Consider the following 23921-nt stretch of genomic DNA (forward strand, 5'->3'; position numbering starts at 1 on the left):
CGGATCCCATGATCTCCTACGAGAACCACTTCATCGACGGACAGTGGGTGAAACCGTCGAACGCTCACCTGAAGCCATCCATCGATCCGTACACCGAGACGCCGTTCGCGATGGTCACATCCGGGGGAACGGCCGACGACGTCGATCGGGCCGTCATGGCGGCGCGGCGTGCCTTCGCATCGTTCTCGCGAACCAGCCTCGACGAACGGATCGCTCTTCTCGACCGCATCGCGGCAGCCTACGAGGAACGGGTCGACGAGATCTCGCTGCTGATGGCCCGAGAGGTCGGCATTCCGGTCAGTGCACGCGCACAGGCGACGGGTCCCGTGGGCCATATCAGGGTGGCCAGGGATCTTCTCCGGAGCTACAGCTTCGACAAGCAGCTCGACGGCACGATCGTCCGCCGGGAGCCGATCGGCGTATGTGCCCTGATCTCCCCCTGGAACTGGCCGATGCAGACGCCGGTGATCAAGGCGATCTACGGTATCGCCGCAGGCTGCACCGTCGTCCTCAAGCCGTCGGACGCCTCGCCGATCACCGCGATCGTCATGGCCGAGATCTTCGAGAAGGCCGGCGTACCGCAGGGCGTCTTCAACCTCGTCCTGGGCAAGGGACGCGAGGTCGGAGCGGCACTCTCGATCCACCCCGAGGTGGACATGATCTCCTTCACCGGCTCGACCGGAGCCGGTGCGAAGGTCGGAGAGGCTGCTGCCCGGACCGTCAAGCGCGTCTCGCTGGAACTCGGCGGCAAGTCGGCGAACATCGTCCTGAAGGATGCCGACATCGAGAAGGCAGCCCGGTGGAACGTCCAGCGGTGCTTCTTCAATGCCGGACAGTCGTGCCACGCCCCGAGCCGGATGCTCGTGCACAAGGACCAGATGGATCAGGCGGTTTCATTCCTCGTCGACGAGGCTTCTCGATACCGCCTCGGAGATCCGAAGGAGGCCGAGACGACGATGGGGCCGGTCGTCAATCAGGCGCAGTTCGACAGGATCCAGCGATACATCCAGGTCGGCATCGACGAAGGAGCGACGCTCGCCTGCGGAGGTCCCGGCAAGCCCGACGGACGGAACCAGGGATACTTCGTCAGGCCGACCGTGTTCGGCAACGTCGCCCCGGAAGCGACGATCGCCAGGGAGGAGATCTTCGGTCCGGTGCTGGCCGTAACCCCCTACTCGACGGAGGCGGAGGCGTTGGACATCGCGAACGACAGCCCCTACGGCCTCGGAGGCTACGTGTTCGGAGGGGACCGTCGACGGTCCTTCGAGTTCGCAGCCGGTCTACGCGCCGGTCGGATCTGCTTCAACGGGGCCGCGACGAACTCGGTCACGCCGATGGGTGGCTACAAGCAATCCGGGATCGGTCGGTCGATGGGAGCCGTCGGGCTCGAGGAGTATCTCGAGATCAAGTCGATCTACGGCTTCGAGGATGAAGCCGGCCGCCTTCCGGAATTTGCTGCCTGACACGGCCGCCAGCGAACTGACTGCGCCGGGCGCTCACGACGGATCGTGGGCGCCCGGCTTCGTTGATCGGTCGGAACCTTATCTGGCCCACCGCACGGGACGCCTGCATTGTCGCCAATCAAACCGCATGACCGCCGTTATTAGGCCGCGCACCAGCGGTCCCCTCGCCCCTGTATGGGTAGGTGGGTGACCGCGACGAGGAGCCGCGATCGTTTGGAGCGTACCGTCAACGCTGGACGTAGACGCTCTTCGTGTAGAGGTAGTTGTCGAGGTGTGCGAGACTACCCTTCGCTCCGTAACCGCTCATCTTGGCACCATTGAAGCCGACGAGCGGATCGATCAGGCCGTAGCAGTTCACCCACATGACACCGGCGTGGATGCGATCGACGACGGTCAGGGCCGTAGAGACGTCCCGCGACCAGACGGCGCCAGCCAGACCATACTCGGTCTGATTTCCGATGCGGATGGCGTCCTCGACGTCATCGAAGGGAATGATCGATACGACAGGGCCGAAGATTTCCTCACGAGCGATCCTCATGTCCATGTCGACGCCGGCGAAGACGGTCGGTTGGACGAAGTACCCGTCGGCATACTGACCGGTCAGGGCATTTCCTCCGGTGACGAGTCTCGCTCCCTCCGCTCGGCCGGCGTCGACGTACGACAGGACCGTATCCCGTTGCTTCGTCGAGATCACCGGCCCGAGCTGGGCGCTCGGATCCATCGCCGGCCCCACACGGAGCGTCTCGACGAATGCCGAAAACCGCGAGGTGAACTCGTCCGCGATCCTTCGTTGCACCAGAAGGCGCGTACCGGCGAAGCAGACCTGCCCGGAGTTTCCGAACACGCCCAAGGCCGCACCGGGCACAGCCTTGTCCAGGTCCGCGTCGGCGAAGACGATGTCGGGCGACTTGCCTCCGAGTTCGAGCTGCAGACGCTTGATGTTGACCTTCGAGGCATCGATGATCCGTCGTCCGGTCTCGGTCGATCCCGTGAAGGCGATCCGGTCGACGTCCGGGTGACGCGCCAGGGCGTCTCCGGCCGTAGAGCCATGCCCCGTGACGACGTTGACGACGCCCTTCGGAAGCCCGATCCCATGAAGCAGCTCGACGAGATACAGGATGCTGAGCGACGCCTCGGCCGCCGGCTTCAGGACGGTCGTGCATCCGGTCGCCATGACTGCCCCGACGATCCACCAGATGGCGGTCAGGGATCCGTTCCACGGAACGATGCCGGCGACGACGCCCGCTGGAGCCCGGATCGTCATCGTCGTGACGTCGCCGGGCAGGCCGTTCTGGATGGTCTCGCCGCGGATGTTAAGCGCCATCGACGCGAAGAACTGAACCATGCGGAGGGCAGCGGCCTTCGAGCCACGCGTGCGAGAGATCGGCGCCCCCATGTCGAGAGTCTCGATCGATGCGATGTCGTCGAAGTTCTCGTTCAGTAGCTGATACGCCCTGAACAGAAGCGCCTGCCGGTCGTACGGCGTCCAGTGCCTCCACTCCCCCTCGAAGGCGGCTCGCGCAGCGCGCACGGCCTTCTCGACGTCGTCGGCCTCGCCGGCGGCCAGATGTCCGAGAACGACACCCGACGATGGATCGAACGTCTCGATGGTCCCACCTCCGACGGCCTCCACCAGACCACCGTCGATGATGAGTCGATGGGAACCACGATCGAGGAAGCGTCTTGCAGCGTCGCCGATCTCGAACGTCTGGGAAGTCATTTCGCGTTCCTCGAAGTCGATGTCGTTGAGGGTTGGAGCCGGCGGGCCGTCGCTTCGGGGACCCCCTGGAGCAAGCGCTTTGAAGCCAGGTCTGCCGGATCGGCCATGGTCTCCGGAAGCCCGGTCAGTCGAAGACGAAGACGCCCTTGCCGATCTTCTTCTGATCGAAAAGACCGTAAGCTTCCTCCGCCTGCTCCAGCCGGAACTCGTGGGTGAAGAGTTCGTCCACCGGGAGGCCACGTTCCATTACGAAGTCCGAGCAATCCGACTGCAGGTTCTTCGAGAACGTGAGGGATCCGAGGACCGACCGGTTCTGCAGGATGATGTCGTTGCTGTGGAACTCCACGTTCCCTGTCACGCCGATCATGACGGTGGTGCCCCAGGTCCTGGTGCATCGGATCGCCTGGCGCCGCGCCTCGACGTTCGCGCTGCATTCGACCGCCTTGTCCGCCCCGCTCCCGCCACGGGTGACGTCCCGGATCGCCTGAACAGGCTCGACTTCCAGCGGGTTGATGACGATGTCGGCCCCGAACCTCCGCGCCATGGCGAGGCGCTCCGCCCCGACATCCAGTGCGATCACCCTCGCCCCCATCGCCTTCGCGAACATCGTGACGCTCAGACCGACCGGTCCCTGCCCGAAGACGGCGACGGTATCGTCTCCCGAGAGGTCGATGCGTTTGAGGGCGGCATAGGCGGTACCGCTTCCGCAGGCGACCGCCGCACCGGCTTTGAACGTCATGTCGTCGTGCAGCCTGATCAGCGTATGCGCCGGTACCTTCATGAATTCCGCGTGCGCCCCGTGACCGTTCAGCCCTCCGTAGACGACACGATCGGTCTCGCAGAGCTGTGTCCACCCCGAGCGACAGTGACTGCAGGTCCTGCATCCGTCGTAGTGGTGGACCATCACCCGATCGCCGACTCGGGCTTCGGCAGGGCGCACGGCCGATCCGACGAGTTCGACGACGCCACAGGGTTCATGCCCCTCGATGACGATCTGATCCTCGCGTCGACGGGGCTCGTGCAGGTGATGGAGATCGCTCCCGCACATTCCGGAAGCCTTCATGCGGATCACCACCTCGTCCGGTCCCGGCACCGGATCGGGGAACTCCCGCAGCTCGAGTTTCCCCTCCCCGAGAAATACGACGGCCTTCATGATCTTCTCCCATTCGCGGACATCGGGTCGGAATTGGCGGATCCATGAGCGCGCCAAGGGCTCCGCAGGCGGGACCGCCTCCGAATGCGCCGAATGGCTGCAGAGATCACGGATGGGCCGCCCTCGCGGCGGGACGCCTCTTCCTGGTTCGGAAGCGTCCTGTTCACCCAACTCAGGAGTAGGTGATTTCCGGCCCCGACGGAACGGGAGCTTCACGGCCCGCCGTGGAGGCGATAAGTTTCCTTATGGTCGCCGCGCATCTTCACCGCATGTCTGCTCGGCCGTTCTGACGCTGGATCGGCCGGCAGGATCTCACGACTGGAAAGGATGCCGCATGGGCGACGATGCGCTCGCGGAAGAGGCTGCCGGACCTCGCAGGCCCGTGGACGCCCGAAAGGTCACCTACTTCGCTCAGATCGTGCTCGAAGGGAGCCTGAGCAGGGCTGCGAAGGTTCTCGGGCTCTCCCAACCGGCCCTCTCCATGTCGATGGATAGTCTGGAGAGGGAACTCGGGACGAAGCTTCTCCGACGTGGTGCCCATGGCGTCGAGCCCACCGAGCAGGGAGAGATCCTCTTCCGGCATGCCCGGAACGTGCTCGAGACGTTACGGACGGCCGAGGACGAGCTTAAGGGGTCACCTGGGAACAGCCATGGTGTCCTGAGATTCGGGTGCCTCCCGACACTGGCAGGCAGCATCGTGCCAAGGGCGATCCGCCAGTGGCGCGGCGAGCATCCGCATCTGGAGCTACAGGTTACGGAGCGACCTCAGAACGAGCTTCTGTGGGGTCTTCTGCGCCACGACCACGATTTTTCGATCGGCGTGGTCGACCCGGCCAACCATGCCTACGGCCTCAGACAACGCGTCCTGTTCCGTGAGCAACTGCACGTCGTGGCAGGCTCCTCGCATCCCCTCGCCGCGCAGGCCGTCGTGACCCTCGACGACATCATCGAGCATCACTGGGTCACGCCGACGACCGGTTGGCGAAATACGGCCTTGGAAAGAATCCTGGAGCCGGCAGGGCTCACGCTCCGGCACAAGGTGACCGTCTGCAGCTCGATGTCCCTCCTCAAGTCGCTCATCACCGACAGCCCCCATCTGGCGCTCCTGCCCGCCCACGCGGTGCAGGAGGAACTCGCTGATGCGAGGGTCGTCCTGCTGCCATTCCATCAGGTCGAACTGGAGCGAAGCATCGCGGTGTTCCTGAGGGACGGAAGCGAGTTGTCGCCGCCTGGACAGGCGCTTGTCAGATGGATCCAGCAGCAAGGACGTCGACGCTTCTCTGGCGAGAGCGATGCGGACATCCCGATGCATGCTCCGGCTCGGGCAGACACCAGGGACGTTCGTTAGTCGCCTTCGGTCTGCCGGAGCGTTCCCGTCGTGAGGGATGTGGGAAAGGGGTCGACGGCGATCTTCCCTCAATCCTCCTTGAATGCGACCTCACGCGTCTTGCCGAATGCGGGAAGCAGGAGGAACACGAGGAGGATCGCAGCCAGCCCGAGCATGACCGCACTGATCGGCCGCGTGACGAACACGCTCGGATCTCCCGCCGAGACCAGGAGGGCCCGACGCAGGAAGTCCTCCATCATGGGCCCCAGGACGAATGCCAGAAGAAGCGGCGTAGGCTCGGCGTCCAGCTTTCGAAAGACGTACCCGACGATCCCGAACAGTGCGAGCGGAAGGACGTCGAAGCTCGTGTTGTTCAGACTGAAGGCGCCGATCAGGCAGAACACGATGATGGCGGGATAGAGGAAGTGATACGGGACTGCGGTCATCCGGACCCAGAGCCCGATGAGGGGAAGATTTAGGACGAGCAACATCAGGTTGCCGACCCACATGGACACGATCAGTCCCCAGAACAGCGTCGGCTGTTCCGTCATGACGGTGGGGCCTGGCTGGATACCCTGGATGATCATCGCCCCGATCATGAGCGCCATCGTCGGATTGGACGGGATGCCAAGCGTCAGCATCGGAATGAAGGAGGTCTGGGCGCCGGCGTTGTTCGCCGCTTCCGGACCCGCGACGCCTTCGATGGCGCCCTTTCCGAACTGATGCGTGTTCCTTGAGACCTTCTTCTCGATGGCGTACGAGGCGAACGAGGCGAGCAGGGCACCGCCGCCCGGCAGGATCCCGAGAGCGGAACCGAGTGCGGTGCCCCGCGCCATGGGAGCGAACATCCTCTTCCAGTCGTCCCAGGTCGGATAGGGCCGCTTGATGTTGGTGATGGCAGGAAGGCGCGTCGATTCATGCTCGAGATTGGCGATGATCTCCCCGATGCCGAACACACCCATCGCCACGACGACGAAGCTCAGGCCGTCTGAGAGTTCGGGAATGTCGAACGTGAAGCGTCCCATTCCCGTGTTCGTGTCCGTTCCTATGAGGCCCAGCAGCAGACCGATAAGGATCATGCCCAGGGCGTGAAGCAAGGATCCTCTTGCCAGGACGATCGAGGCGACGAGCCCGAGCACCATGAGCGAGAAGTACTCTGCGGCACCGAAGCTCAACGCCATCTCCGCCAGAGGAGGCGCGAAGAGCGCGATGATGACGGTCGCGACCGTGCCCGCGAAGAAGGAGCTGATGGCCGCTGCCGCGAGTGCCCGCCCCGCCTCTCCCTGTCTGGCCATCTGGTATCCGTCCAACGCGGTGACGATCGACGTCGCCTCGCCGGGGAGATTGATCAGGATCGCCGTCGTCGAGCCGCCGTACTGCGCGCCGTAGAAGATGCCGGCGAGCATGATGAGCGCAGTCACCGGCGACAGGCCCAGCGTGACAGGTAGAAGCATGGCGATCGTCGCCGTGGGCCCGAGCCCAGGCAGGACTCCGATCGCGGTACCGAGGAACACCCCGATCAGGCAGTAGAACAGGTTGCTGAAGTTGAGAGCGGTCTCGAGGCCGAGCCAGAGGTTCGAAAGGACGTCCATGTTCCTACCTCAGAAACCCGACCAGCCCGGAACGATGCCCGAGATCCAAGGTCCGACGAGCGGCATCGGTACGCCGAGACCACGAACGAAGACGAGAGCGCAGAAGGCAACCATCACGGCCATGCCGATGAGGGCCTTCCATTCGAAGCGAAACCGCTCGCTCGCCGACGCACCCACGAGGATGCTCACCGCCATCGCGACGAGCAGTCCTGCCGTGTTGACGAGGAACGCGAACGAGAGGACCGAGGCGGTGATCAGTGCCATCGGCTTGAGCGCGAGTCGTCCGACCGGATCCCCCTCGATCCTAAAGGAGCGGACGATCGCGATCGCACCGACGAGCACGAGCAGGGCGGAGATGACGAACGGGAAATAGCCCGGACCCATACGGGCCGACGAGCCGAAGGGGTAGTCGCGGCTCACGACGTAGCCTGCGAGACCTGCGAGCGAGTAGATCGCTCCCGTCCAGAAGTCCTTCGGTGCGCGAATGCTGAGACCCACGACGTTGCGCTCCTTACCGTAGATTTGCGAGTCCTCGCGCCCGATGCAGGACGAAGCCCGTTGCGGCCGGCCGGCTGCCGAATCCGAGGACGTCAGGGCGGACAGGACGCCGGTTCGAGTGCCCAGCGTCCCGATCGACTGCACGTGGTCAGTCGAGGGAGATGTTCTCGCGCTTCGCCACGTCCCCGAAGAGCTTGGAGTCCTCCTCGAGGGCCTTCGCCAGACCGGCAGGCTTGTCGGCCCAAGGCGTGAAACCGACTGAGATCAGGCGATCCTTGACGTCGGCCTCGGCGAGCGCCTCGGTCACGTCGGCGTTGATCTGGTCAACGATCTCCTGAGGCGTTCCCGTTCGGGCGAACAGAGCCACCCAGGACTTCAGTTCGAAGTCGGCAGGCCCACCAGCCTCCGCGACGGTCGGAACGTCGGGGAACGTCGGGTGCCTCTTGGGTGCGGCGAGCGCGAGATACTTCACCTTGTGCGCACGGTACATCGGTCCGGACGACGAGGCCGATCCGAACGCCCAGTCGAGTTCGCCGTTGGCAACCGAGACGAAGACCTGCGGGGTGTCCTTGATCGGAACGTGCGTCATCTTCACGTCGGTCGCGCTCTCGAGCATCTCTCCACCGAGATGCATGTGGCTCGCGACGCCCGAGGACCCGAACGTCATCCCGCCGCCCTTCGCCCGTGCCGCCTCGACGAGGTCCGGGATGGTCTTCCAGGGGGATTCGGCCGGAACGACGACGAAGAAGTTCGTCTGGTAGAGAGGCGCCACGGGAACCAAGTCCTTGGCAGGGTCGAACGGCAGCTTCTTGAAGACGTGGGGCTGCAACGCGAAGAGCAGGTTGTCGATCTGGAGCAGCGTATAGCCGTCCGGATCGGCCTTCTTCACGGCTTCGACGGCCGTCCATCCGTTCGCCCCCGGTCGGTTCTCGACGATGAACGGCTGACCCCACTTCTTCGAAAGCTTGTCGCCGACCTGGCGCATCACCGAATCGGGCCCGGTCCCCGCCGGGAACGGCAGGATCACCGTGACCGCCTTGTCCGGGAACTTCTGTGCGGACGCAGGCGATACCAGCGCCGCAATCGCCGACACGGCGACGACGAACGTGCTCATGAGCTTCAAGTCGAATTCCTCCCGTTGTTCGCGGCGATCCCGACCTCTTCGACGAGGTGTGGCCTTCGCTCGCGATCGCTTCCACCACGTGGAAGTCGCTCTTCTCTCCCGATCGCTCCCCAGCCGCTTCTCCGGTCGCCTGGGTCGATCAATGTGCCCTTCGAAGCCCCGAGCGTGGCATCGGCCGGTCGCTCGGTCCTTGTGTCGTTCGGCGCATCATCGACGTCACAACATCACGGTTCCCGCCGGATTTGAAGGATTACGACGGCCAATCCCAGGCAAACGTCTCAGATGGTATAAGCAGCACTGATAGGCTTCCATTCCGGCGAGACACCCGGCGAAGCCGTTGCAGGGCACGGCCGCAGGTGAATTCGCCGCGCCCATCCGAGGTTCTCACCCCTCTATCCGTCTGCCTCGGCCACGTAGCGTGAGACGTTCGCCTCCATCATTGCGATCAGTCGGTCACGATTGTCGTCCCGAACGTGCGCGTGCCATGCAGCCGCCAGCGGCAGTCGCGTTCCGTCATGCACCGCCCGATCCGCCTCGCGCACTCGCGAGAAGGCGACGCCCGGACCGCCGAGGCGGGCGGACCAGACTGGAATGATCGCGGCACCGATCCCTGCTGCGACCATTCCGACGATGGTCTGCTTCTCGTCGGCCATCTGAGCGATATGCGGTCTCAGTCCTGCCTGCTCGAACAGCCGGATCGTGAGGTCATGACTGTGCGGCCTCGATCTCCGCTCCGGTACGATCATCGCGACGTCGGCGATGTCCTGTATCGACACCTCCTCCCGTCCGGCCAGCGGATGCCATCGCGGCAGCGCCAGAACCACCGGCTCGTCCAGGAGGAAGCGCGTCCGGACGCGTGGATCGAAACGAGGGCTGGGTCGGATGATCGCAAGATCCAGTCGCCCTGACAGGAGCCTGGGGACCAGGCGGATCGTCTTGTCCTCCACGAGTTCGATCCTCGCCTCGGGCTCGATCTCCGAGAAATCGTGGATCAACTGCGGCACGAGACCGGCGGCGGCACTGTCGATGGCACCAAGCCGGATGACGCGATCCAACGATCGGTCTCGCGATCTGAAACGCTCGGCGACGGCGTCCGTCATTGCCAGGATCGTCCGGGCCTCGGCCACGAAGGCTCGGCCTTCGCGACTGAGAGACACCGCACGTGTCGTGCGCTCGAAGAGCCTGATCCCGAGTTCTTCCTCGAGCATTCGGACGTGCCGACCCAGCGCCGCCGGCAGCATGTCCATTTTCTGCGCCGCACGACCGAAGTGCATCTCGTCGGCGACTGCGATCACACATCTCAACTGACGAAGTTCCATGCCACCGATTGTATCGAACGTTTGTATAATCGTCACGGTCTCGTTCGGATCGACGGCGTTTCCTAAGGTCCGGTCACTCGCTCGACCGCCCGCCGTCGCCAGCCGGATCGGTCGGATGCCGCTTTCGGCCCCTACAGGACAGACCCATGCAGACCTACAAGATCGCAGCCATTCCCGCCGACGGCATCGGCCCCGAGGTGATCTCGGCCGGTCTCCAGGCCTTGGAGGCGCTGGAGCGACGCGACGGCGGGTTCAAGCTCGACGTGACGCATTTCGACTGGGGCTCGGACTACTACAAGCGAACCGGCACCATGATGCCGGTTGACGGCACCCAACAGTTGAAGGGTTTCGACGCCATCTTCTTCGGGGCCGTCGGCGCGCCGGACGTGCCCGATCACATCACGCTCTGGGGCCTGCGCCTGCCGATCTGCCAGGGCTTCGACCAATACGCCAATGTGCGCCCGACCAAGATCCTGCCCGGCATCGTGTCGCCGCTGGCCGGCGTGAAGCCCGGCGACCTCGACTGGGTGATCGTGCGCGAGAATTCGGAAGGGGAGTATTCCGGCCATGGCGGGCGCGCCCATCGCGGGTTGCCTGAAGAGGTCGGCACCGAGGTCGCGATCTTCACCCGCGTCGGCGTCACGCGCATCATGCGCTACGCCTTCAGACTCGCTCAGTCCCGTCCACGAAAGCTCCTCACCGTCGTGACGAAGTCCAACGCCCAGCGCTTCGGTATGGTGATGTGGGACGAGATCGCGGCCGAAGTGGCGGCCGAGTTCCCGGACGTCACCTGGGACAAGATGCTGGTGGACGCGATGACGGTTCGCATGACCCTGAAGCCGCAGAGCCTCGACACGATCGTGGCGACCAACCTCCATGCCGACATCCTGTCGGACTTGGCGGGCGCGCTCGCGGGCAGCCTCGGCGTCGCGCCGACGGCCAATATCGACCCGGAGCGGCGCTTTCCCTCCATGTTCGAGCCGATCCACGGCTCGGCCTTCGACATCACCGGCAAGGGCATCGCCAACCCAGTGGCGACCTTCTGGACCGCAGCGCAGATGCTGGAGCATCTCGGACAGCCGCAGGCCGCCCGACGCCTGATGCACGCGGTCGAAACGGTGACCGGCAATGGCGTGATGACTCCCGACGTCGGCGGCACGGCAACGACCAAGGACGTCACGAACGCCGTGTGCGAGGCGATCCGCGGCTCCAACATCGTGCTCTGACATGGAGCGGATGGCCGGCACCGACGTCGGGAATTTCGTTCCGGGGAACGAGGAGGCTCGAGGAGTTCTTCTCAAGTTGTTCCACGCCGCGGTCGCGAGTGTGGATCCGTTGAAGATGCTCGCCGGCCATCTCCCCGGACGACCACGGGGACGATGCGTCGTCGTCGGGGCCGGAAAGTCGGCGGCCCTGATGGCTCGTGCAGTCGAAATGGCCTGGCCGGACGTCGATCTCACCGGGGTCGTGGTCACCCGTTACGGTCATGCGGTTCCCACCGAGCGGATCGAGGTCATGGAGGCGGCGCATCCCGTCCCTGACGCCGCCAGCGAAGCGGCGGGCCGCCGCATCCTCGATGCCGTCTCGGGCCTTGGAACGGACGACCTCGTGCTGGCGCTCGTCTCCGGTGGAGGATCGTCGTTGATGGCCTTGCCTGCGGACGGCCTCACGCTCGAGGACAAGCGGACCACCAATCATCTGCTCCTCGCGTCCGGCCTCGGCATAGGCGACATGAACAGGATCAGGCGTCGGCTGTCCGCGATCAAAGGCGGACGTCTCGCCGCAGCCGCCGGGCCTGCGCGGGTGGTAACCCTCGTGATGTCGGACGTACCGGGCGACGACCCGTCGGCCGTCGCATCCGGCCCGACCGTGTTCGATCCCGATGCCGGGGGCGATCTATCGTCCCTGGTCGAGCGTCTCGGTCCTGGGCTCCCCGAGAACGTCCGGAGGCGCCTGCTCGAGCATGTGCCGGCGATGCCCGCGTTCGCATCGGACATTCGGATGATCGCAACCCCCGGAATGGCGCTCGCCTCGGCGGCCGAGGTGGCCCGTCGATGCGGTCTGACGCCGCTCGTTCTTGGAGATGCCCTCGAGGGCGAGGCGCGGGAGGCCGGGATCCTGATGGCCGGCATCGCACGATCCGTCGTGCGTCACGGGACGCCGGTCGCCGCGCCGGCGGTCCTGCTGTCCGGAGGGGAGACGACCGTAACCATCGGCGACGATGCACCCGGACGCGGCGGCAGGAACACGGAGTTCCTGCTTTCCTTGGCGAATGCCCTCGGCGGCGACGCGCATATCCATGCCCTTTCCGCCGATACCGACGGCATCGACGGGAGCGAGGACGCGGCCGGGGCGGTCGTGACGCCCGATACGCTCGAGCGAGCGCGAGCCGCCGGTCACGATCCGAACTCCGTCCTTCGTCGCCACGACAGCTATACGCTGTTCGAGAGCATCGGCGATCTCGTCGTGACAGGCCCTACCCTCGTCAACGTCAACGACTTCCGGGCGATCCTGATCACCAGTCCGCCGAACATCCCGTCCTGAACGACCGAACTTCCATGACGCCAGAGCGATAGGGCCCTGTCGGCCTATCGCAGCGCGGGCAGATCGTCAGTCCCGCGAACCACATGATGCCATCCGGAGCTTACCATGCAGACCTTCGAACACTGGATCGCCGGTGCCTACACCGCGTCCCGGAGCGGGGAATGGATCGAAAGCGTCGATCCGTACAGCGGAAAGGTCTGGGCCCGCATTCCGCGTGGGAACGGCGAGGACGCGGATCATGCGGTCTCGGTGGCGAGGGACGCGATGCGCAGCGGTCCCTGGGCGAGCTTCACCGCGACCCAGCGCGGCAAGGTCCTGCGGAGGATCGGTGACCTGGTCCTCGATCACGCCCGCGAACTGGCGGAGCTTGAGGTACGGGACAACGGAAAGCTCCTGGCGGAGATGCTCGGATCGCTGAAGTACAAGGCCGAATACTGGCACTACTACGCGGGCCTCGCGGACAAGATCGAGGGATCGGTCATGCCCGTCGACAAACCCGACCTGTTCGGCTTCACGCTGAGGGAGCCGGTGGGCGTCGTCCTAGCCCTCACGGCGTGGAACTCACCCCTGACGTTCCTTGCCATCAAGTGCGCTCCGGCCCTCGCCGCCGGGTGCTCTGTGGTCGTGAAGCCGTCGGAGTTCTCGTCGGCAAGCTCCCTCGCCTTTGCCAGGCTGACGAAGGAAGCGGGCCTGCCCGACGGGGTTCTCAACGTCGTCACGGGCTATGGTGCGGACATCGGCGCTCCGCTGGTCGAACATCGCGACATCGCCCACGTGACGTTCACGGGCTCCGACACGACGGGCGCCAAGGTCTACGAGGCCGCCGCAAGACACATGAAGCGTGTCGCCATGGAACTGGGAGGGAAGTCCCCCAACGTCGTCTTCGACGATGCGGATCTCGACAGGGCCGCCGCCGGGGTCGTCTCCGGCATCTTCGGAGCGGCCGGCCAGATGTGCACGGCCGGCTCCCGCCTTCTCGTCCAGAACTCCATCAAGGAGGCCTTCACCGAAAGGCTGCTCGCGATGGCCCGGACCGTGAGGGTCGGAGATCCGATGGACGTCGCGACCCAGATGGGTCCGATCTCGACCGCTCCGCAGTTCCGCAAGGTGCTCGACTACATCGACATCGCAAGGTCCGAGGGTGCACGCTGCATCCTCGGAGGGAAGCCGGCCGAGGGGCCGGGCATCGGCGCCGGTCAGTTCGTGGAACCGACGATCTTCACGGACGTCACGAACGAAATGAGGATCGCGCAGGAAGAGGTGTTCGGTCCCGTCCTATCCATCATCGGGTTCGACGACGAGGCACAGGCGATCGAACTCGCGAACGGTGTCGCCTACGGCCTCGCTGCAGGGGTCTGGACCAAGGACGTCGGACGTCTCATCCGGATGTCCAAGGCGCTGGAGGTCGGGACGGTCTGGGGAAATACCTATCGGACCTACAGCTTCATGATGCCCTTCGGTGGAATGAAGCGATCCGGTGTCGGCCGCGAGAACGGGATCGAGGCCATCGAGGAGTTCCTCGAGACCAAAAGTGTAATGATCTCGACCGCGACGGACGCCGGCCCGGCAAACAACTTCGTGCCGCGGTAGATCGACGACATCCCGCACGCCACTTTCCGATCGAACTGGGGGAACTGCCGATCGTCCGATCCCCCGCATGGAGCGACAGGTTGAGACGGCGCCGGGCGCTCGGTCCGGTCGCCAACGGCCCCGAGGTCTGACACGATCTGTCGTCGAATGGACGTTAGGGGCGGAAAGCATGAGTAGCAGCGAAAGATTGGGCGGTACCGAATGGTTCGATCCCAGCAGGCGAACCTTCTGGCTTCTGCTGCTTGCCTTCTGCTGGATCCTGCTGGGACTGATCGTACGCCACCTTCCGGAATTGGCTGACCCCGCCGTGGGGGCTGGCGTCGGCGCCACGATATCGGTTGCGGTCTTACTTGCGAACCGTGACCAATCACGCCGTCAGACGACGCTCGACCTGCTGGCCGAATACTTCACACCCGAATTTGCCCTGAACCGCCGCGCTGCAGAACGCTTCATGGCGACCCACTCCGCTGCCGACTGGTCCCAGGACGACCCTTACGTCCTGGGTGACGACGACCCGGACCTATCGGGCTATGGCGCGGTCGTACGTTACTGGCAGCGGGTCGCCAGCCTCGATCTCGAGGGAGAACTCCGATCGAGGCTGGCGTACCGACTCCTCGCACGTGAGGTCGGCTACTGGAACGCGATCCTCTTCGCTCCGATGGCCGTCAGGCCCAACATGTATGTCCGTGGACTGCTGAACGAACTTGTTGCGAGGTTCTCAAAGGGTCAGGCGGATTCGTTCGAATTCGGCCAGACGGCAGGTCGAGTCCAGGCGGCGAAGGCCGCAGCTCGGAAGTCCTCAACGACCTGACGCAGACGAACGACGCCGACAGTCGATGCGGGCTTCATGAACGCCGTCGATCGTGGTTGCGTCAGCTAAGGGCCTGACCGGCAGCCTCGATCTCCTCCACAAGACGACGCCCCGCGTCCGTCAGGGGCGTCCGCTCGCGGAACATCACCGCGATGTCGCGGTGAAGCAGCGGATCCGGGATGTCGATGGAACGCAGACGGCCTTCGGCTATGTCGGCATTCACTGCCGAGGCCGGAAGCAGAGCGATGTTGTCGCTCTCGGCCACCATCGTCTTGATGCAGGCGACCGACCCGCATTCTGTCAGCTCCCTGGGGAGGCCGAGGCCCTCCTGTGCGAAGAGCTGCTCGACGAGGGTTCGCTGCTTCCCGAGCATCTGCAGGATCCATGGGTACTCGGCGAGGTCGGACCAGGTCAGTCCCTCGCGGGGGACGGCAGGATGGTCGGGTCTCGCGATCACGTGCAGCTTGTCCCGAAACAGGACGCGTTGCCGAAGTCCGTCGATGAAGCCGTACGATTCGGACATCCCGACGATGAACGAGACCTCTCCTCGGATCAGACCGAGGAGCAGATCGATCTGAACCTTCTCGACGATGCACAGGGTGGGCGTCTCGCTCCGGGCCTGCCAACGGCACACGGCCTTGGGAACGATCGCTGCGGCGAGGCTCGGCAACGTCCCGAACGTCAGCGTCCCCTGATCCTGGTCCTCCCGTTTCGTCATCCGCCGTTCGGCAAGATCGAGTTCGTCCCGGATCAGCCTGGCGTGGGCGTAGATGAGTTCGCCCGTCGGGGTCAGCGTGACGCCGGTCGGACTGCGATCGAGTAGCTTCTCGCCAAGTTCCCGCTCGAGACGATCCATGGAGGTCGACAACGCAGGCTGTGAGACCTCGAGCTGCTTGGCCGCCTTCTTGAAGCTGCCGTTCTCCGCGATGCAGGCGAAGTAGAGAAGCTTTCTCGGATCCATCCCATCCTCCGTGCCGCGGAGGCGATGTCATTCCTCCCTGCCCCCTCCCTAGGTCGGCAGTCGCGCTTGTCCCTCTGTGACACCTCAGGCCACTCAAGTCGATCCTCAATGGTTCGGGTCCCCGAAGGAATGGGATGGCCACCTGACCCCCTCGGCCGGCGACGGCTATAACCCAAGCTTATCAGCCGAAGTCTACAGGCGTTGCAGTCGAAAGACCTGACGCTTTAAATCTTAGTCACGAGAGACGACGGCGACCGTCTGGGAAAGACCAGGGCGCCACTTACCCAGAAGCTTCATTCCGGATGTGCCGGTTGGACTTGCATGGTCTGCTGCGCCTACGCGTCTGCGTTTCCGCACGGCGCATTGCACTGCACAAGAACTACTCGATCCTTTGGGAATAGAGAAATGCTGGATACCGCAACGCGTCTTCCCGTCGAAGATACCGGCCTGTTTCGTCAGAGCAACTTCATCGACGGAAGCTGGGTCCACGCCGACGGAGGCGCGACGCTCGAGGTCCGCAACCCTTCGACGGGACAGATCGTGGGAACGGTCCCCGCGATGGGAGCGGCGGAGACGCGACGGGCAATCGAGGCTGCCCACCGCGCCCTACCGGCATGGCGTGGACTGCTCGCCAAGGAGCGGGGTGCGATCATCCGGCGGATCGCCGAACTGATGCATCAGAACGTCGACGACCTCGCGATCATCATGACCGCCGAGCAGGGCAAGCCGCTGGCGGAGGCCAAGGGCGAGATCGCCTATTCGGCAAGCTTTCTAGAGTGGTTCGCCGAGGAAGGCCGGCGCGTCTACGGCGAGACCGTACCACCCCATGCGCATGGCCGACGCGTACTGGTGACGAAGGAGCCGATCGGCGTCTTCGCCGCCATCACGCCCTGGAACTTCCCGTCCGCAATGATCACCCGCAAGGCCGGCCCAGGTTGGGCGGCCGGATGTGCAGGCGTCATCCGCCCCGCATCGCAGACCCCGTTCTCGGCGCTCGCACTCGCAGTTCTCGCCCAACGCGCCGGGATGCCGGCAGGCGTCTGCAACGTCGTCACCGGTCCTTCCGGAGCGACCGGCGGCGAGCTGACAGGCAACCCGCTCGTCCGGAAGCTCTCGTTCACGGGCTCCACCGAAGTCGGCAGAACGCTCCTCGGGCAGTGCGCGAGGACGATCAAGAAGACGTCCATGGAACTCGGCGGGAACGCGCCGTTCATCGTCTTCGACGACGCGGACCTCGACGAGGCCGTGAAGGGCGCTCTCGCTTCCAAGTACAGGAACACGGGACAGACCTGCGTCTGCGCCAACAGGCTCCTGGTGCAGGACGGCGTCTTCGACGCGTTCGCCGGTAAGCTGAAGGCAGCGGTCGAGAAATTCCAGGTCGGCGACGGCATGGAGCCGGGAACGACCCAGGGCCCACTGATCAATTCCGCCGCCGTCAGGAAGGTCCAGGAGCACATCGACGACGCGGTCGCCAAGGGGGCCTCCATCGTCACCGGCGGCAAGCCCCATGCCCGAGGCGGAAACTTCTTCGAGCCGACGATCCTTGCGGACGTCCCGAAGGATGCCGTCGTGTTCCGCGAGGAGACGTTCGGACCCGTCGCGCCTCTGTTCCGCTTCCACACCGAGAAGGAGGCGGTCGAGATGGCCAACGACACGCCCTTCGGTCTGGCAGGCTACTTCTACACCCGCGACATCGGTCGCATCTTCCGGGTCTCCGAAGCTCTCGAGTTCGGCATCCTGGGCGTGAACGAGGGCATCATCTCCGCCGCAGAGGTTCCGTTCGGTGGCGTCAAGGAGAGCGGTCTGGGCCGTGAAGGCGGAAGCCACGGGATCGACGAGTACCTGGAGACGAAGTACGTCGCGCTGGGAGGCATCTGAGATGTGCGGCTCAATGGACCGATCTCAATCCTCAACCTCCGAAGTCCTACCGGGTTTCGTGGCCCACTTCCACGGAGGCGTCCACGCGACGTCGGCAAGTGCTCGCCCGCCGACGGACGCCGGTCAGGCACGCGGCGCGACGACGTACGGAGCGGAAGCGGCCTTCGGCATCCCCCGGACCCGGACCTGTCCGAAGGAGAACTGCGCTCTCGCGGACCGATGCCGCCACCGGGTCCGGACCGCCTCGTCCGAATGCTCCAAGAAGGATCTCTGGTAGCTCGGTCGATCCGACCGGCGACCGACGGGAGGTCGGCACCGGCACGACGACGTCCGAAACCGCGACGACCATCGCGTCACCATACTGCCCCGCCGAGACGGCGGTCAGAACACTTTTGAATTCAACGGGAGGTTTCAAATGCTCTCACGTCGCGAACTGCTGGCCGGCGCCGCAGCCCTGGCCGGTTCCAGCCTGCTTCTCTCAGGCGTCGCGTTCGGCCAGTCGACCTGGCCGACGCGTCCGATCACCATCACGATCGGCAACGCGCCTGGGGGCGACGACGACACCCTCAGCCGCTTTCTCGCTCCGTCGCTGACCCAGACGCTCGGCCAGTCGGTCGTGGTCGAGAACCGGGTCGGCGGCTCGACGACCGTCGCGGGCAACACCGTGGCGTCCGCCAAGCCTGACGGGTACACCCTCCTCTGCCTCATCACGGCCGGCGTCGTGCAGACCCAGCTCCGCAAGAATCTGACCTACAACCTCGACAGCTTCGTCCCGATCGCGAAGATTGGTGGCTATCCCCTCGCCTTGATCGTGTCCGCGAAGATGGGGATCAATTCCGTCGACGAACTGATCGCCGCGGCTAAGACCGCCGACGGGGTGACCTTCGCCAGCGGTGGCGTCGGCACCGTCGGACACCTGACTTCCACGATGTTCCTGAAGGAGATCGGCGGACAGGGCGTCCACGTCTCCTACAAGAACAATCCCGAAGGCATCCAGGCGCTGGCCGGCGGCTTCACGCAGATGATCTTCGCATCGGCCCGCGAGGGCGGCGTCCTGAAGGACGATCCGAACCTCAAGGTCCTCGCCGTGACGTCGCCGGAGCGGACCGCCAACCTTCCCGACGTGCCGACCCTGAAGGAACTCGGCTACGGGGATATCGACCAGAGCGTCTGGTACAGCTACGCGGCGCCGGCCGGCACGCCCGACGAGGTCGTCGAGAAGCTGAAGGACGCGATCGTCAAGGGCGTCGAGGATCCCGCATTCCAGGAGCGGTTCGGTGCCATGGCGTTCCAGATCGACATCCGCACCGGTCAGGATCTGAAGGCCTACATCGCCAGCGAGGCGGATCGGTTCAAGCAGGTCATCGCGGCGAACGACATCCAGCTCAGCAACTGAGGCAGGGGAACGGTCCGGAGGGACGGGACTATCCCGTCCTTCCGGACGAACGAGCCCGCTCGCCGCTCGAACGCACGTGATCGCCGTGAGCCTCGCGGCAAGGCGGATCACGTGGGCCGGGCAGCATGAACTCGAGGCGGAGCCGCGCACTGGCCCGTCATTCGACGATCAACGAACCGATCAGGCAGTCACGATGGAAAACCTCACCCGAACGACCCTTGATGACCAGCCGAGCACGCTCCGGTCGCGTCTCGCAGGACGGCGCATCGTATTGACCGGGGCCGCTTCGGGGATCGGGCGCACGACCGCGAAGCTCTTCGCGGAAGAAGGGGCAACCGTCGCGCTCTTCGATCGGGATGCCGAAGGTGTCCGCCGGACGGCGGAGGAAACGTCGGGGCACCCGTTCCAGATCGACATCACGGACGAGGATGCGGTTCTTGCGGCGGTCGGCGAGGCGGCCACCGCGATGGGTGGGATCGACGGCGTCGTCAACGCGGCAGGCATCATGACGAAGGGTCTCGCGGCCGACGTGCGCGCCGCGGACTGGAGACGGGTTCTCGAGGTCAATCTCACCGGAACCTACATCGTCAGCCGGTGCTGCGTCCCATACCTCCTGGAGGCCGACAACGCCACCATCGTGAACATCGCGTCCGCGCAGGGCCTCCTTCCCAATGCACCGGGCCATACGGCCTACGCAGCCTCGAAGGGCGGCGTGGTGAACCTCACACGGGCCCTTGCGGCCGAACTCGCCCCGAAGGTTCGCGTGAACAGCGTGTGCCCTGGCATGGTCGACACCCCCATGGCGGACGGCTATCGCGCCAACGTCGGCAACTATGCTCTGAAGCGAGTGGCTGATCCCCGTGAGATCGCCGAGGCCATCCTGTTCCTGACGAGCGTGCAGGCATCCTACGTCACCGGCGCAGCCTTGGCCGTGGACGGTGGGCGCTCCTTCCACTGAGACAGAACACGAACCGCATCGACGGGTCAGGGAGGCCGGAGACATGCACGAAGACAACCGAGCCGTAGAGACGGCAAGCACGGTCAACGCACGGGATGTCGCCACGGGCCTCGTCCTGATGGGCGTCTCGTCACTCGGCCTCTGGATGAACACCGCCTACCAAGTCGGATCGTCGTCGCAGATGGGGCCGGGGTACATGCCCCTTCTCGTCTTCTCGATCGTCCTCGTGCTGGGCGTCGCGATCCTGCTGGCGGGACTTCGGAACGGGCCGGATCCGCTGGAGGCATGGGCGATCCGGGAACTCGGCCTGATCCTCGGCGCGATGACGGTGTTCGGCCTCCTTCTCGAGAGGACGGGTCTGGCGATCTCGATCGTCCTTCTCGTCGTGATCAGCGGTCTGGCGGACAAGTCCCAGACCCTCAAGGGCATCGTCGGCCTCGCGGCATTCCTGGTCGTTCTCTGCTGGGTCGTGTTCATACTCGGCCTCGGCCTGAACGTGCCCTTCCTGCCGCCCGCCCTGGCGCACTGAGGAGGAACGTCATGCTCGACAATCTCGCGCTCGGCCTCTCGGTCGCCTTCACGTTTCACAACCTTCTGTTCGCGTTTGCGGGATGCACGATCGGGACCGCCATCGGCGTCCTTCCGGGCATCGGTCCGCTGGCGACGATCGCGCTACTGCTTCCCCTCACCTTCACGCTGGATCCCGTGACGGCTCTCATCATGCTGTCAGGCATCTACTACGGGGCGCAGTACGGTGGCTCCACGTCGGCGATCCTCCTCAACCTGCCAGGCGAGGTCACCGCGGTCGTGACCTCGCTCGAAGGTCACAAGATGGCTCGGCGCGGACGCGCCGGCGCGGCTCTCGCCGTCTCGGCGATCGGCTCCTTCTTCGCCGGCACGGTCGCGACGTTCGTCGTCGCGGCCTCGGGTCCGGTCCTCACGACCTTCGCCCTTTCCTTCGGGCCAGCCGAGTACTTCTCGCTCATCCTCCTGGGCCTCGTCATCGCCACCGTGCTCGTCAGCGGCAACATCTTCAAGTCGCTCGCCATGCTCATGTTCGGTCTCGCCATGGGGCTCGTCGGGACCGACATCCAGAGCGGCGAGATCCGGCTCACGTTCGGGTTCCCGCAACTCTTCGAAGGCATCAACTTCGTCGCGGTCGCCATGGGCATCTTCGGCCTCGCCGAGATCGCCCGGAACCTCGAGAATCCGGAACACCGCAGCGGCACCGTGGCGAAGGTGGGCAGTCTCTGGCTGAACCGGGAGGAGATCCGGCGTGCGACGCCATCGGTGCTGCGAGGCACGGCGGTCGGCTCCGTCCTGGGTCTGCTTCCAGGCGGCGGCCTCGCCCTGTCGACCTTCGCCTCCTACATGATGGAGCAGCGTATCTCGAAGTACCGTCACGAGTTCGGTCACGGCGCGATCGAAGGCGTCGCAGGTCCCGAGAGCGCCAACAACGCTGCCTCCCAGACATCCTTCATTCCGATGCTGACCCTGGGGATTCCGGCGAACGCCGTGATGGCCCTCATGATCGGCGGGCTGATGATCCACGGCATCCAACCCGGACCCGGCGTGATGCAGGCCCAGCCGGAACTCTTCTGGGGCCTGATCGCGAGCATGTGGATCGGCAACCTGATGCTCCTCGTCATCAACCTGCCGCTCATCGGCATCTGGGTCTCGCTGCTGCGGGTACCCTACCGTTTCCTCTACCCGACGATCCTCGCGTTCTGCGCGGTAGGCGTCTACTCGGTGAACTACGCGACCTTCGACATCTTCCAGACCGTCTTCTTCGGCTTCGTCGGCTATCTTCTCTACAAGCTGAGCTGCGAGCCCGCGCCTCTCCTGATCGGGTTCGTGCTCGGTCCTCTTTTGGAAGAGTATCTCCGGCGGGCGATGGTCATCTCGCGTGGCGATCCGATGGTCTTCCTCGAGCGCCCCGTCAGCGCGGTCCTCATCTCGCTGTCCGTCCTCGCGCTCGCGGCGATGGTGCTGCCCGCGATCCGCAGACGCAAGGATCAGGCACTCGAAGAGTAACCGGCTTGAAGGCCGCGACGCATCGATCGATGATGTTGGAGGAATGCATGTCCAAGACCCTGGCCGCCGCGACTCTGGCCCTGCTCGCAATGATCGGAGGCGCGAGGGCAGAAGCCTGGCCGACCGGGACGGTGACGATCATCGTGCCCTTCGCTCCAGGCGGCAACACGGATATCACGGGGCGTCACCTCGCCAGGTTCCTCGAGCAGAAGACGGGCAAGACCTTCCTCGTGGAGAACCGGCCCGGCGGCGGCGGCGCGGTGGGAACGATGGCGGCGGTGGCAGCGAAGCCAGACGGCCAGACTCTCCTTCTCGGAAGCAACGGGACGTTCACGGTCAACCAGAACCTCTACGCGGTTCCCTATGACACCCTGCGCGACCTCAGTCCGGTGACACAGGTGACGGAGAACACGCATGTCGTCTTCGTCCCATCCTCGTCCGAGTTCACGACCATCCAGCAGTTGTTCGAAGCGATCCGGAGCCGAGGCGAGGACGTCGCATTCAGTTCGGCCGGGATCGGCAGCGGAACCCACATCTCCACGGAGTTCATGGTCGCGAAGGCCGGGTCCAAGGCGCTCCACGTTCCCTATCCCGGTGCCGGCCCCGCGAACATTGCCGTGGTCTCCGGAGAGGTGGACTTCGGGGTGGATGCGATCGCCTCCGCCCTTCCCCTGATCCAGAATGGCAGCGTTCGTCCGTTGGCCGTCCAGTCGGCCTCACGCGACCCGATGCTCCCGGACGTTCCGACCCTGTCTGAGACCGTGCTGCCCGGCTTCCAGACGGGTGGTTGGCTCGCGCTCCTTGCGCCGGCGAACACGCCCCGCGAGACCATCGACACGATCAACCGCGACCTTGCGGAGGTGATCGCGTCACCCGAGGCCGTCACCACCTTCTCTCAGCAGGGCATGAAGGTATCCGTTCCAGGCCCCGACGAACTTGCTCGACGCATCTCGGCCGAGACACGGGAAGTGAAGGCTCTGATCGACGAGGCAGGCATATCCGTGAAGTAGGCACCGTGTCCGGGGTCGCGGCTTCGTCGAGATCTCGCATGTCTGCGTTCGGTGTACAGGATCGCCCGTCGCACGGAGCGGCAATGGAGAGAGGGTCGGCCAGATTCAACGCCAACCCAAAGGCGGCAAAAGGTTCGGCAAACCGCCCTGGAACCATCCGACTGGTTAGTCAGGCAGTTCCAGTCGGGTCGAGTATCAAGGCTTGGGAACGGTTGATGGAACCGCATCGACGGGAAGGCCAAGGCTCTCTCGCAGTCGATCCATCAAATCGATGTCCCGATGTCGATGGCGAGTTCCATCAGGTGGACTGTCGGCAGTTCGCCTATCCGTGCCACGACATCGTCTGGCAGTTCGCCGAATGCCGTGAAGAGTTGCGCGACGAAAAGATCCGCCATGCCCGCCGAGCGTCCCTGCTCGATCCCTTGCTCCAACCCCTCCCTGGCAGCGCGATAGATGGGTTCGCGCAGAACCGGGATGTTGGATACGTCGATCGTGATGCTCACGTCGTCGATCTCCCTCTGAACGAGTTGGCTCGCATTCCTCA

20 protein-coding genes are annotated in these 23921 nt (G+C 64.8%); 12 read left to right on the forward strand and 8 right to left on the reverse strand.

The window, feature by feature from the left end; translation table 11 throughout:
* The first annotated feature begins 8 nt into the window (after positions 1 to 8).
* The gene (locus ASF65_RS07985) at positions 9 to 1463 is read left to right on the forward strand and encodes an aldehyde dehydrogenase family protein (RefSeq protein WP_055887647.1); all 1455 of its coding nucleotides are present in this window, start codon (positions 9 to 11) and stop codon (positions 1461 to 1463) included.
* A gap of 226 nt (positions 1464 to 1689) precedes the next feature.
* On the opposite strand, the gene ASF65_RS07990 is transcribed toward ASF65_RS07985, so the two are convergent.
* Both ASF65_RS07990 and ASF65_RS07995 read right to left on the reverse strand, forming a co-directional pair.
* A complete protein-coding gene (locus tag ASF65_RS07990) occupies positions 1690 to 3183 on the reverse strand; it encodes an aldehyde dehydrogenase family protein (protein ID WP_082505266.1) in 1494 nt (497 codons plus the stop codon).
* A 124-nt stretch (positions 3184 to 3307) separates the two neighbouring features.
* Positions 3308 to 4552 carry a zinc-binding dehydrogenase gene (locus ASF65_RS07995; protein ID WP_244486593.1) on the reverse strand — a complete coding sequence of 415 codons (1245 nt, stop codon included), beginning with the start codon at positions 4550 to 4552 and terminating at the stop codon, positions 3308 to 3310.
* Positions 4553 to 4670: 118 nt separating this feature from the next.
* On the opposite strand from ASF65_RS07995, the gene ASF65_RS21315 reads away from it, so the two are divergent.
* Positions 4671 to 5684 (forward strand): LysR family transcriptional regulator, encoded by a 1014-nt coding sequence (locus ASF65_RS21315; protein ID WP_055887653.1) that lies wholly within the window; start codon positions 4671 to 4673, stop codon positions 5682 to 5684.
* A 68-nt stretch (positions 5685 to 5752) separates the two neighbouring features.
* Here ASF65_RS21315 and ASF65_RS08005 read toward each other — a convergent pair whose 3' ends face one another.
* The 4 genes from ASF65_RS08005 to ASF65_RS08020 form a co-directional block, all read right to left on the reverse strand.
* On the reverse strand, positions 5753 to 7255 hold the full coding sequence (locus tag ASF65_RS08005) for a tripartite tricarboxylate transporter permease (RefSeq protein ID WP_055887657.1): 1503 nt from the start codon (positions 7253 to 7255) through the stop codon (positions 5753 to 5755).
* Positions 7256 to 7264: 9 nt separating this feature from the next.
* On the reverse strand, positions 7265 to 7753 hold the full coding sequence (locus tag ASF65_RS08010) for a tripartite tricarboxylate transporter TctB family protein (RefSeq protein WP_156369213.1): 489 nt from the start codon (positions 7751 to 7753) through the stop codon (positions 7265 to 7267).
* Positions 7754 to 7901: 148 nt separating this feature from the next.
* Positions 7902 to 8867 (reverse strand): tripartite tricarboxylate transporter substrate binding protein, encoded by a 966-nt coding sequence (locus tag ASF65_RS08015; protein WP_055888992.1) that lies wholly within the window; start codon positions 8865 to 8867, stop codon positions 7902 to 7904.
* 401 nt (positions 8868 to 9268) lie between these two features.
* A complete protein-coding gene (locus ASF65_RS08020) occupies positions 9269 to 10195 on the reverse strand; it encodes a LysR family transcriptional regulator (RefSeq protein WP_055887662.1) in 927 nt (308 codons plus the stop codon).
* A gap of 146 nt (positions 10196 to 10341) precedes the next feature.
* Between ASF65_RS08020 and ASF65_RS08025 the strand changes: the two genes are divergently transcribed.
* The 4 genes from ASF65_RS08025 to ASF65_RS08040 all read left to right on the forward strand — a co-directional run bounded on the left by ASF65_RS08025 (position 10342) and on the right by ASF65_RS08040 (position 15140).
* Positions 10342 to 11421, forward strand: a complete 1080-nt coding sequence (locus tag ASF65_RS08025) for a tartrate dehydrogenase (protein ID WP_055887664.1) — start codon at positions 10342 to 10344, stop codon at positions 11419 to 11421.
* Between the two features lie 10 nt (positions 11422 to 11431).
* Entirely contained in the window at positions 11432 to 12739 is a 1308-nt protein-coding gene (locus ASF65_RS08030) for a glycerate kinase (RefSeq protein ID WP_055888994.1), read from the forward strand.
* 105 nt (positions 12740 to 12844) lie between these two features.
* A complete protein-coding gene (locus tag ASF65_RS08035; protein WP_055887666.1) occupies positions 12845 to 14329 on the forward strand; it encodes an aldehyde dehydrogenase in 1485 nt (494 codons plus the stop codon).
* A gap of 169 nt (positions 14330 to 14498) precedes the next feature.
* Positions 14499 to 15140 carry a hypothetical protein gene (locus ASF65_RS08040; RefSeq protein ID WP_055887669.1) on the forward strand — a complete coding sequence of 214 codons (642 nt, stop codon included), beginning with the start codon at positions 14499 to 14501 and terminating at the stop codon, positions 15138 to 15140.
* 61 nt (positions 15141 to 15201) lie between these two features.
* Here ASF65_RS08040 and ASF65_RS08045 read toward each other — a convergent pair whose 3' ends face one another.
* Positions 15202 to 16101, reverse strand: coding sequence for a LysR family transcriptional regulator (locus ASF65_RS08045; protein ID WP_055887672.1), 900 nt, complete (start codon positions 16099 to 16101; stop codon positions 15202 to 15204).
* Positions 16102 to 16506: 405 nt separating this feature from the next.
* On the opposite strand from ASF65_RS08045, the gene ASF65_RS08050 reads away from it, so the two are divergent.
* From ASF65_RS08050 to ASF65_RS08075, 6 genes are all read left to right on the forward strand, one after another.
* A complete protein-coding gene (locus tag ASF65_RS08050; protein WP_055887675.1) occupies positions 16507 to 17979 on the forward strand; it encodes an NAD-dependent succinate-semialdehyde dehydrogenase in 1473 nt (490 codons plus the stop codon).
* A gap of 415 nt (positions 17980 to 18394) precedes the next feature.
* Positions 18395 to 19375, forward strand: a complete 981-nt coding sequence (locus ASF65_RS08055; RefSeq protein WP_055887677.1) for a tripartite tricarboxylate transporter substrate binding protein — start codon at positions 18395 to 18397, stop codon at positions 19373 to 19375.
* 271 nt (positions 19376 to 19646) lie between these two features.
* The gene (locus ASF65_RS08060; RefSeq protein WP_244486594.1) at positions 19647 to 20333 is read left to right on the forward strand and encodes an SDR family NAD(P)-dependent oxidoreductase; all 687 of its coding nucleotides are present in this window, start codon (positions 19647 to 19649) and stop codon (positions 20331 to 20333) included.
* A 43-nt stretch (positions 20334 to 20376) separates the two neighbouring features.
* Complete coding sequence (locus tag ASF65_RS08065; protein WP_055887683.1) at positions 20377 to 20862, forward strand: tripartite tricarboxylate transporter TctB family protein; 486 nt, start codon at positions 20377 to 20379, stop codon at positions 20860 to 20862.
* Positions 20863 to 20873: 11 nt separating this feature from the next.
* A complete protein-coding gene (locus tag ASF65_RS08070; RefSeq protein WP_055887686.1) occupies positions 20874 to 22367 on the forward strand; it encodes a tripartite tricarboxylate transporter permease in 1494 nt (497 codons plus the stop codon).
* 47 nt (positions 22368 to 22414) lie between these two features.
* Complete coding sequence (locus ASF65_RS08075; RefSeq protein WP_162239466.1) at positions 22415 to 23377, forward strand: tripartite tricarboxylate transporter substrate binding protein; 963 nt, start codon at positions 22415 to 22417, stop codon at positions 23375 to 23377.
* 263 nt (positions 23378 to 23640) lie between these two features.
* On the opposite strand, the gene ASF65_RS08080 is transcribed toward ASF65_RS08075, so the two are convergent.
* The gene (locus ASF65_RS08080; protein WP_156369215.1) at positions 23641 to 23880 is read right to left on the reverse strand and encodes a hypothetical protein; all 240 of its coding nucleotides are present in this window, start codon (positions 23878 to 23880) and stop codon (positions 23641 to 23643) included.
* Positions 23881 to 23921: the final 41 nt, after the last annotated feature.

It is taken from the genome of Aureimonas sp. Leaf324 (assembly GCF_001423245.1).
Taxonomy (GTDB): Bacteria; Pseudomonadota; Alphaproteobacteria; order Rhizobiales; family Rhizobiaceae; genus Aureimonas.

Excerpts from the sequence above, each read along its gene's own strand:
- ASF65_RS07985 (WP_055887647.1), top strand. The coding sequence starts at position 9 with ATGATCTCCTACGAGAACCACTTCATCGACGGACAGTGGGTGAAACCG.
- ASF65_RS07990 (WP_082505266.1), bottom strand. The coding sequence starts at position 3,183 with ATGACTTCCCAGACGTTCGAGATCGGCGACGCTGCAAGACGCTTCCTC.
- ASF65_RS21315 (WP_055887653.1), top strand. The coding sequence starts at position 4,671 with ATGGGCGACGATGCGCTCGCGGAAGAGGCTGCCGGACCTCGCAGGCCC.
- ASF65_RS08005 (WP_055887657.1), bottom strand. The coding sequence starts at position 7,255 with ATGGACGTCCTTTCGAACCTCTGGCTCGGCCTCGAGACCGCTCTCAAC.
- ASF65_RS08015 (WP_055888992.1), bottom strand. The coding sequence starts at position 8,867 with ATGAGCACGTTCGTCGTCGCCGTGTCGGCGATTGCGGCGCTGGTATCG.
- ASF65_RS08020 (WP_055887662.1), bottom strand. The coding sequence starts at position 10,195 with ATGGAACTTCGTCAGTTGAGATGTGTGATCGCAGTCGCCGACGAGATG.
- ASF65_RS08025 (WP_055887664.1), top strand. The coding sequence starts at position 10,342 with ATGCAGACCTACAAGATCGCAGCCATTCCCGCCGACGGCATCGGCCCC.
- ASF65_RS08030 (WP_055888994.1), top strand. The coding sequence starts at position 11,432 with ATGGCCGGCACCGACGTCGGGAATTTCGTTCCGGGGAACGAGGAGGCT.
- ASF65_RS08035 (WP_055887666.1), top strand. The coding sequence starts at position 12,845 with ATGCAGACCTTCGAACACTGGATCGCCGGTGCCTACACCGCGTCCCGG.
- ASF65_RS08040 (WP_055887669.1), top strand. The coding sequence starts at position 14,499 with ATGAGTAGCAGCGAAAGATTGGGCGGTACCGAATGGTTCGATCCCAGC.
- ASF65_RS08045 (WP_055887672.1), bottom strand. The coding sequence starts at position 16,101 with ATGGATCCGAGAAAGCTTCTCTACTTCGCCTGCATCGCGGAGAACGGC.
- ASF65_RS08050 (WP_055887675.1), top strand. The coding sequence starts at position 16,507 with ATGCTGGATACCGCAACGCGTCTTCCCGTCGAAGATACCGGCCTGTTT.
- ASF65_RS08055 (WP_055887677.1), top strand. The coding sequence starts at position 18,395 with ATGCTCTCACGTCGCGAACTGCTGGCCGGCGCCGCAGCCCTGGCCGGT.
- ASF65_RS08065 (WP_055887683.1), top strand. The coding sequence starts at position 20,377 with ATGCACGAAGACAACCGAGCCGTAGAGACGGCAAGCACGGTCAACGCA.
- ASF65_RS08070 (WP_055887686.1), top strand. The coding sequence starts at position 20,874 with ATGCTCGACAATCTCGCGCTCGGCCTCTCGGTCGCCTTCACGTTTCAC.
- ASF65_RS08075 (WP_162239466.1), top strand. The coding sequence starts at position 22,415 with ATGTCCAAGACCCTGGCCGCCGCGACTCTGGCCCTGCTCGCAATGATC.